This window comes from Thalassospira sp. CH_XMU1448-2 (assembly GCF_037027285.1).
GTDB classification, from domain to species: Bacteria; Pseudomonadota; Alphaproteobacteria; order Rhodospirillales; family Thalassospiraceae; genus Thalassospira; species Thalassospira profundimaris_C.
On sequence record NZ_JAYMEA010000002.1, the window covers coordinates 382,159 to 391,365 of the forward strand.

Consider the following 9,207-nt stretch of genomic DNA (forward strand, 5'->3'; position numbering starts at 1 on the left):
CGTGAAAGACGTCGTAAAAATCGGTGTGGCAGGCCTGGGTACGGTCGGTGCCGGAACCGTTAAGCTGCTGAGTGAACATCGCGACATTCTGGCCGACCGTTCGGGTCGTCAGATCGTCGTTACAGCGGTATCGGCGCGTGATCGAACTCGTGATCGTGGTTTTTCGACAGAAGGCCTGACCTGGTACGACGACGCCCGCGATCTTGCTGCGGACAAGGAAATCGACATTCTGGTCGAACTGATCGGTGGCTCCGAAGGCATCGCCTATGATGTCTGCAAGACCGCCCTTGAAAACGGCAAGCATGTCGTGACCGCCAACAAGGCGTTGATCGCACTCAAGGGCGTTGAACTGGCCCAGATTGCCGATGCCAACAATGTCACCATCGCCTATGAAGCAGCAGTTGCCGGTGGTATTCCGGTGATCAAGGCGATGCGTGAAGGTCTGGCAGGGAATGCGATTTCTCGCGTTACCGGCATTCTGAACGGCACGTGCAACTATATCCTGACCACCATGCGTGAACAGGGGCGCGACTTTGCCGATGTTCTGTCCGAGGCACAGAAACTTGGCTATGCCGAGGCCGATCCGACCTTTGACGTTGATGGCATTGATGCCGCGCACAAACTTGCGATTCTTGCCAGCCTGGCATTCGGGGTCGAAGTTGATTTTGACGCGGTTGCTGTCGAAGGCATTCGCAGTGTGTCGGCCCTTGATATCCAGCTTGCCGAAGAACTTGGCTATCGCATCAAACTGCTTGGTATTGCCAAACAGACTGCCGAAGGCATCGAACAGCGCGTTTCCCCGGTCATGGTCAGCCGTTCAACCCAGATTTCCAAGGTCGAGGGCGTGTTTAACGCCGTTGCCCTTGAAGGTGACTATGTTGGTCCGGTGGTTCTTCAGGGCCGCGGGGCGGGGGAACGTCCGACTGCATCGGCGGTGGTGGCCGATATCGTTGATATTGCTGCGGGCCGCAATGCCCCTGTATTCGGTGTTCCTGCCGAACGTCTTAAGAAGAATGTGCGTGCGTCACTCGAAAAGCATACCGGCGCCTATTACCTGCGCCTGATGGTATGGGATCGTCCGGGTGTCATGGCCGAAGTCACCGCGACCCTTGCCAAGCATGGAGTGTCGATGGCATCGATGATCCAGCATGGCCGGGCCGAAACCGAAGGCGGTGTTGTGCCGGTTGTGATCGTCGCCCACGAAACGACCGAAGCGGCGATGTCGGGTGCAGTGCATGATATCGCAGCCTTCGAAAGCAATTCGCAGCCGCCGGTTCTGATGCGGATCGAAAGCTTCGCATCTTAAAACTTTAAAGCTCAAAGCGCCTCGTACCTGTCAAGATGCGGGGCGCTGTTGTAAAGTTTCGACGCAAAAATAACAAAATCAAGAAATAGAAAACAACAACGAGACGGGGCCCCCAGACCCTGCATCACACTACGAGGAAGATAATATGGATCGAAATCTAGCGCTTGAAACGGTTCGCGTGACCGAGGCTGCAGCACTTGCGTGCTCGGGCCTGATGGGACGTGGCGACGAAAAGGCAGCCGACCAGGCCGCCGTTGACGCGATGCGTAACGCGCTTAACAGCATGGATATCAAAGGCACGGTCGTGATCGGCGAAGGCGAACGCGACGAAGCCCCGATGCTGTTCATTGGCGAAGAAGTCGGTTCGGGCAATGGCCCGGAAATCGACATTGCGCTTGATCCGCTTGAAGGTACGACCATCTGCGCAACCGGTGGCCCGAACTCTTTGGCCGTTGTCGCGATGGCAGAAAAGGGCGGCTTCCTGAATGCGCCTGATACCTATATGGACAAAATCGCCGTTGGTGGCGGTCTTCCCGAGGATGTTGTCGATCTTGACGCGACCCCGCATGAAAACCTCAAAAGCCTTGCACTGGCGAAGGGTTGCGATGTTGCCGATCTGGTTGTGTGCATTCTTGATCGCCCGCGCCATCAGGAAATCATAGCCAAAACCCGCGAAGCAGGTGCGCGCATCATGCTGATTGGTGATGGTGACGTTGCCGGTGTGATCGCGACCTCGCAGAAAACCTCGGGCATTGATCTTTACATGGGGACTGGCGGCGCACCGGAAGGCGTTCTTGCTGCAGCAGCCCTTCGTTGCATTGGTGGCCAGTTCCAGGGTCGTCTTGTTTTCCGCAACGACGATGAAATCGCGCGTGCGAAGAAATGGGGCATTGAAGACCTGACCCGCAAATACAAGCTGGGTGAACTTGCCAAGGGCAATGTGATGTTTGCCGCAACCGGCGTGACCGATGGTGCGATGCTGCGCGGTGTGCGCCGTTTTGCCAACGGTGCTGAAACCGAAAGCATCGTGATGCGTTCGCAGTCCGGTACCGTGCGCTACGTCCGTGCTGTTCACGATTTCAGCCGGAAAATCTGGTACAAGTAATCTCTGCAGCCAAAGGTTTAGGTTGCAGATATATATTCTGCGTTTAAAGTCCCCGCTCAGTCGGGGACTTTTTCATTGGGGCAGAAATGACTGCGAAGATTGCAACATATCTTGGAATGTCTGCATTGCATGCGGTTAGGTTCCTGCCCAGCGTTATCATTTTCGCGCATTATGCTTGGGGACTAGCCGGTGCAGATGTGCCAACAGGCGTCATGTTGGCGATTTCCTATGTTTCGATAGCTTTGGTAGTTATCTCTGTTCTGGATTTTTGGCTGTTTGCAATAAGTACCGTGCTCTTTATCGCCGCGGATTTGGCTTTGATGTTCGGTCTGAGCTTGGTTGTCACCAAGACACTGATGTCGACATCCTTTTCGATGTACTACTTCAATGTAATCGGATACTGGGTCCTGTTATATATTTCGGGACTGGGCGCGATGTTTGTTATGCGCAGGTTTTTGCGTTTGTCGAAGGCGATTTAAGTTTGCGTCTTGTGTGTCCGCCTGGCTTGCGCTAAACCCTCCGGCCCAATTCCGTTGATGAAGTTCTGGAGCCTGCCTGATGTCTGAAATTATTGCCCTTGATTTCGGTACGACCAATTCTGTTCTTGCGGTCGCAGACAGTGCAGGAAATGTCCAGTCGGCAAAGTTTGAAGTCGGTGCCAACAGCTTTGATACCTATCGCACCATCCTCTATTTCTGGGAGGAGCAGGAGCTGACAGCGCCCGGCGCGCCGACCCATTCCAGAAGCTGTTCCGGCCCGTTCGCGATTGCCGAATATCTTAAGGAAAGCCACGACTGCCGTCTGATCCAGTCGATGAAATCCTACCTTGCGGCCAAGGATTTTGAGGGCACCGAAATTTTCGGAACGACCTATTCGATTGAAGACCTGATTGGCACGTTCCTGACGCAAATCCATCACTTCGCGCAGCACAGCCTTGGCTGGTTGGGGCAGCGGGTGATTTCCGGGCGTCCTGTCGCCTTTGCGGGGAGCAATCCCGATAATGATTTTGCCGAAATGCGCCTGCGCGGGGCTTATGAACAGGCCGGTTTCGATGTTGAAGCCATGGTGTTTGAACCGCTCGCAGCTTCCTATTATTACGGGCGCGAGCTTGATAAACCCGAAACCGTTCTGGTGGCCGACTTTGGCGGGGGGACCAGTGACTTTTCTCTGATCCGCTTTACGCCCGGTCTTGGCATTCGCGGCGTGCAACCCTTGGCCCATACCGGTCTTGGCATTGCAGGCGACCGGTTTGACTATCGCATCATTCAAAAGGCCGTCTGGCCGCGCCTTGGCTTTGGCTCGGAATATAAGTCGATGGGCGCGACGTTGCCGGTGCCGCGTCAATATTACACGGCCTTTTCGCGCTGGCATGAACTTGCCATGATGAACCAGCCCAAAACCATCAACGAAATCAAAAGCCTGATCCGTTCGGCAACGCGCCCGGATGATATCGAGGATCTGGTGGCGATCATCGAGGATGAAATGGGCTTCCACCTTTATCAGACGGTGTCCAAGGCCAAGGCAGAACTGTCAGATCGCGATAGCACGATCCTGCAATTCTCCCATGGCGGGGTCGAGATCGAAGAAAAACTGACCCGTGCCGATTTCGAAACCGCGATTGCACCCGACCTTGCCGATATTGAACAGGCGGCGAAAAACTGCCTTGAGCAATCCGGTCTTGATGCCCGCGATGTGTCAAAAGTCTTCATGACCGGCGGCACATCCTATGTCCCGGCCGTTCGGAAAATCTTTGAAGACGGCTTTGGCAAGGATCGGATCGAAATCGGCCAGCCGTTCCTGTCGGTTGCGCATGGTCTGGCGCTTATTGCTGCTGACGAAGGCATCGTTTGATCAGCAGCTGAAATCCCCGCTGCACATGACATCAAGCAATACAAAGGCGCTGACAAGTAGCCCGATGGCAAGGCCGCTCAGGGCATAAAGCCAGATGCCAAGCTGATGACGTCGAAACACCCATGGCAGAATGCCACCGGCAAGGCAAAGCACCGGGAAGGCGAGGACGCTGAAAAACAGGAACTGGGTAAGGATGTTTTCCTCTGACCCCGGGGCGTCGAACATCATGGGTGAGAACATCACCAAAGGCATCGACATCACAGCACCAAGCACGGAAAGGACGGTCAATCCGATCCGCAGGCCCTTTTTCTGGTTCATTGCTCGTATCCGTTTGTTTTATTGATTGTTGTCACAGTCTGCACAGCTTTGAGTTGTCTGCAAGTCATCGTGACATTGTGAACTTTTCCACAATGCGCAAACGCATCTTCTTTTCGGTTTGAGAAATCACACCTATCTTGAATCTCAATAAGCCCGACCTGTTGAAACAGGATCGGAGAAATGGTGTTCAGGGAGGAACGCAAATGAATAGCGAAAGTGACGCACATGTGATCGAACGGTTGACCGGCCAAAACCTGCCAGCCTTGCCGCTTGGCGCGACCAATGATCAGATGGTTGATATCTCTAGTCTTGCGGGGCGCTCCGTCGTTTATGCCTATCCGCGCACAGCCGAACCGGGTGTTCCGTCGCCTGAAGGCTGGGATGAAATCCCCGGTGCCAAGGGCTGCACGCCGCAATCCTGTTCGTTCCGCGACCATGCGGCCGAATTGCGGGCAGTCGGGGTGGAAAACCTTTACGGGCTTTCAAGCCAGACCACAGACTATCAGAAAGAGGCAGCTGAACGCCTTCATCTGCCATTCGCGCTGTTGTCCGATGCCGATCACCGCTTCAAGGAAGCCATGGCAATGCCCGATTTCGAAGCCGATGGCATGCGCCTGTTCAAACGGCTGACCATGGTCATTGATGATGGCAAAATCACCAAGGTTTTCTATCCCGTCGATGATCCGGCAGCCGATGCCGAGAATGTCCTTAAATGGTGTGGTGACAACCCGCGCGGGTGAAATCGCATGGCCGGTGACGAAGTTTGCCGAACTTCAAATTATCCGGTTTAAGCGTGCCCGAGATTGCGCTATTTCATAGGGCATGAAAGATCACGCACAAGAAACGACATTCATGGGTATCGAACGTTCCGTCACCGGCAAATGGTGGCGCGAACGCGCAAGCGATGAACGATTGGCAACCACGATTTCGCAACGCTTTGGCGTGCCGGAAATCGTTGGCAGGGTGATGGCAAATCGGGGCATTGGTCTTGATGATGCCGAAAGTTTCCTGTCGCCGACCTTGCGCGATCTGATGCCTGATCCGTCATCCTTGCAGGATATGGACAAGGCCGCATCGCGCATTGCCGATGCGATTGAAAAGGGCGAGAAAATCGCCGTTTTCGGCGACTATGATGTTGATGGCGCAACCAGTACGGCACTGTTAAAGCGTTTCTTTGCTGCGCTGGGCGCGGATGTTCCGGTCCATATTCCTGATCGCATGACCGAGGGGTACGGCCCGAATGCCCCCGCACTTCTGGCCTTGCAACGCAATGGGGCCAACCTGATTCTGACCGTGGATTGCGGGGTGACGGCCTATGCCCCGTTGCAGGAAGCCAAAGATGCCGGGATCGAGATCATTGTTGTCGATCACCATGCTGCCGAGCCTGAATTGCCGCCCGCCGTTGCGGTGGTTAACCCCAATCGACTTGATGATGAAAGCGGCCTTGGGCATTTATGTGCCGCTGGCGTGGCGTTTTTGCTGTGTGTGGCGATGCTGCGTGAATTGCGCAATCGCGGCTGGCTTGAAAAGGCCGGTATTCGTGCCCCGGATTTGCGCAACTGGCTTGATCTGGTGGCGCTTGGGACCGTGTGTGACGTGGTGCCGTTGCGCGGACTGAACCGCGCCTTTGTCACACAGGGGCTTAAGGTCATGAAGCATCGTTCAAATGTCGGCATGACATCCCTTGCCGATGTGGCGGGGGTGAATGAAACGCCAAGTGCCTATCACCTTGGATATGTGCTGGGGCCGCGTGTGAATGCCGGTGGGCGCGTTGGTGAGAGTTTTCTGGGTACCACCCTGCTTTCAGGGGATAACCCCGCCCAGGCGCAAGATATCGCGCGCAAGCTTGATGAATATAACCGCGAACGCAAGGCAATCGAGGATATCGTCCTTGATCAGGCGATCAGCGCGGTCGAAGGACAGTCAAAGGTCGCGTCAATGGTGCTGGTCGGCGGGGATGACTGGCATCCCGGTGTGATCGGCATCGTCGCCAGCAGGCTTAAGGATCGCTATCACGTGCCGTCGCTTGTGATGGGGCTTGTGGATGGCGTTTATAAGGGGTCGGGCCGTTCTGTGCGCGGTATAGATCTTGGGGCGGCGATCATTGCAGCGCGGCAGGCCGGGCTTCTGATCAATGGCGGTGGCCATGGCATGGCGGCGGGCTTTACACTTGATCCCGAAAAGCGCGATGCATTTGAGGCCTTTCTTGAAGAACGGTTTGCCAAAATCATCGAAGAAAATGATATTCGCCCGACCATCACGGTGGATGGCGCGCTTCACGCCCATGGGGCAACGATTGAGCTGATCAATGCGCTCGAAAAGCTTGGCCCGTTCGGGGCAGGCAATGCCGAGCCGCGGTTCGTGTTTGTTGATTGTCGTGCGATCAAGGCCGATGTGGTCGGCGCCGACCATGTACGTTGTATCCTGACCGGGGCCAATGGCAAGGGACGGCTTAAGGCAATTGCTTTCAGATGCCTTGATAACGATATGGGGCAGACCCTGATCAAGCATGGCGGGCGTCCGTTGCATATTCTCGGACATCTGCGTCGTGACACCTGGCAGGGCAATGAGGGTGTGCAGCTGATTATTGACGACGTTGCATTGCCTGTTTGATCTATCAGCGGTTTTGGATGGCGGGCACCGGTTCCAGAGCGGTGTCAAAAATTCTGGCATCTGCCATGTAATGCAAAGGCTTGCCGTTCCGTGATGATGGGATTATCCCAGATAACATCATGACAGAACACACAAAACACTCGCCCCCCATTGCGCGGACCAGTCATTTCATTCTGGTGCTCGCGCCGATCCTTCTGGCTTTCTCGCTCAGCCAGTTTTTCCGTTCGGCCCAGGCTCTTTTGGCCGAACCCTTGCGTGTTGAACTTGCCGTCACCCCGGAACAGCTTGGGCTGGTTTCCGGCAGCTTCCACTTCGCTTTTGCCCTGATGCAGATACCGGTTGGCGTGATGCTTGACCGCTATGGGCCGCGCCTTACCAATGGCATCCTGATGCTTGGTACTGTGGCGGGCGTGATCATCTTTGCCAATGCTCATAGCGTCATCGGTCTGATGATCGGGCAGGCGGTGATCGGGCTTGGCTGTTCAGCTGCTTTCATGGCCGCGCTTGTTCTTGCCGCGCGCTGGACTGCACCCGAAAAATTCGCAGCCGCATCGGGACTTATTGTCTCCTTTAGTCTGCTGGGTGTTCTGGCCTCGGCAACGCCACTGGCAGCCCTTGTCGAAACTCATGGCTGGCGAACAGTTTATTTTGGTCTGGCCGCGATCAGTTTGGTTTCGGTGGTGCTTGATCTTTTGTTCGTGCGCGATACGCCTCCCGGTCATGCGGTTGTTGATCGCAAGGGCGAAACGGTCCTTGATGCCCTTAAGGGCATGGTGTCTGTCTGGAAGAATCGTCAGGTCTGGCTGTTGTCGGGTGTCGCATTCTTTAGCTATCCGGCAATCCTGACAGTACGCGGATTGTGGGGCGGGCCGTATTTGCATGATGTCTTCGCACTTGGCCCGGTCGAAGTTGGCAATGTGTTGCTGATCATGACAATCGGCATGATCCTTGGGCCGCCAGCCTATGGACAGCTTTCACGCAAATTTCCGGCCAAGACCCAGGGACTGATTGTCTTTGCCGTTCTGGTCGGGGCAGGGGCCTGTTTGCTTCAGGCCTTTCTCGGGCCCTGGGGCGTTGGCGTGGCGGCTGTTCTGATGCTGATTCATGGCTTTATCGGGTCCAGTGCAACGCTGAGCTATGCTGCTTCCCGGCAGGCTGTCCCGGAACATCAGATTGGCCGTGCGCTTACCACTGTCAATCTGGCGACCTTTGCCGGGCTTTTTGTGTTGCAGGGCGTTGCCGGTCTGATCATCGGGCAGTTTGAGGCCGGTGCACCGGAAGCATATCAGTCAATGTTTGTGTTTTTGGGAATCGGTCTTGGCGTTGCGGGGATTACCTTCTGGTTCGGTGCAAAACGCAAAAAGGACTGATCTGGAAATATTTTTTCCATCCATATCGACCTTGACGGGGGATGAATTCATTCTCATCTGGCAGGTGGATGGAAAAAATGAACCATCAGGTTAAACATCAAGGCCTGGTTTTTTCGGGATTGGGCGGGATATCGCCCTATTTTCGGTGGGGGATTAAAAAAAACGGCATAAGGGCGAAAAAGCCGCTTGACCTGACCCGACCCAATCGCTAAAAACCGGCCTCGTTAACGCGCTGCGTCCCCTTCGTCTAGAGGCCTAGGACACTGCCCTTTCACGGCGGCAACAGGGGTTCGAATCCCCTAGGGGACGCCACTCGTTAACATGATGACTTCGATTGGTGCTATGTCCCCTTCGTCTAGAGGCCTAGGACACTGCCCTTTCACGGCGGCAACAGGGGTTCGAATCCCCTAGGGGACGCCACTCGTTAACATGATGACTTCGATTGGTGCTATGTCCCCTTCGTCTAGAGGCCTAGGACACTGCCCTTTCACGGCGGCAACAGGGGTTCGAATCCCCTAGGGGACGCCACCAACCGAAAGTCATTTGACATTGGCACATCGTGCTTGTGTCCCCTTCGTCTAGAGGCCTAGGACACTGCCCTTTCACGGCGGCAACAGGGGTTCGAATCCCCTAGGGGACGCCAT

At 55.3% G+C, this 9,207-nt stretch carries 8 protein-coding genes and 4 tRNA genes; 11 read left to right on the forward strand and 1 reads right to left on the reverse strand.

Features of this window, described 5'->3' with window-relative positions; all coding sequences use genetic code 11:
* Position 1: 1 nt before the first annotated feature.
* From WA318_RS09100 to WA318_RS09115, 4 genes are all read left to right on the forward strand, one after another.
* On the forward strand, positions 2–1,306 hold the full coding sequence (locus tag WA318_RS09100; RefSeq protein WP_336080660.1) for a homoserine dehydrogenase: 1,305 nt from the start codon (positions 2–4) through the stop codon (positions 1,304–1,306).
* A 145-nt stretch (positions 1,307–1,451) separates the two neighbouring features.
* Entirely contained in the window at positions 1,452–2,411 is a 960-nt protein-coding gene (glpX, locus tag WA318_RS09105; protein WP_336080661.1) for a class II fructose-bisphosphatase, read from the forward strand.
* 86 nt (positions 2,412–2,497) lie between these two features.
* Complete coding sequence (locus WA318_RS09110) at positions 2,498–2,890, forward strand: hypothetical protein (protein WP_336080662.1); 393 nt, start codon at positions 2,498–2,500, stop codon at positions 2,888–2,890.
* A gap of 79 nt (positions 2,891–2,969) precedes the next feature.
* Complete coding sequence (locus WA318_RS09115) at positions 2,970–4,262, forward strand: Hsp70 family protein (protein WP_114097762.1); 1,293 nt, start codon at positions 2,970–2,972, stop codon at positions 4,260–4,262.
* On the opposite strand, the gene WA318_RS09120 is transcribed toward WA318_RS09115, so the two are convergent.
* The gene (locus WA318_RS09120) at positions 4,263–4,580 is read right to left on the reverse strand and encodes a hypothetical protein (RefSeq protein WP_258548652.1); all 318 of its coding nucleotides are present in this window, start codon (positions 4,578–4,580) and stop codon (positions 4,263–4,265) included.
* A gap of 203 nt (positions 4,581–4,783) precedes the next feature.
* Here WA318_RS09120 and WA318_RS09125 point away from each other — a divergent pair, with 203 nt between their 5' ends.
* The 7 genes from WA318_RS09125 to WA318_RS09155 all read left to right on the forward strand — a co-directional run bounded on the left by WA318_RS09125 (position 4,784) and on the right by WA318_RS09155 (position 9,206).
* Positions 4,784–5,320, forward strand: coding sequence for a peroxiredoxin (locus tag WA318_RS09125; protein ID WP_336080663.1), 537 nt, complete (start codon positions 4,784–4,786; stop codon positions 5,318–5,320).
* A gap of 112 nt (positions 5,321–5,432) precedes the next feature.
* A complete protein-coding gene (gene recJ, locus WA318_RS09130; RefSeq protein WP_336080664.1) occupies positions 5,433–7,193 on the forward strand; it encodes a single-stranded-DNA-specific exonuclease RecJ in 1,761 nt (586 codons plus the stop codon).
* A 119-nt stretch (positions 7,194–7,312) separates the two neighbouring features.
* Positions 7,313–8,563, forward strand: a complete 1,251-nt coding sequence (locus tag WA318_RS09135) for an MFS transporter (protein WP_114097765.1) — start codon at positions 7,313–7,315, stop codon at positions 8,561–8,563.
* 236 nt (positions 8,564–8,799) lie between these two features.
* Positions 8,800–8,875, forward strand: a tRNA-Glu gene (locus tag WA318_RS09140).
* 32 nt (positions 8,876–8,907) lie between these two features.
* Positions 8,908–8,983, forward strand: a tRNA-Glu gene (locus tag WA318_RS09145).
* A 32-nt stretch (positions 8,984–9,015) separates the two neighbouring features.
* Positions 9,016–9,091, forward strand: a tRNA-Glu gene (locus tag WA318_RS09150).
* Between the two features lie 39 nt (positions 9,092–9,130).
* Positions 9,131–9,206: transfer RNA gene (locus WA318_RS09155), tRNA-Glu, on the forward strand.
* Position 9,207 lies beyond the last annotated feature (1 nt).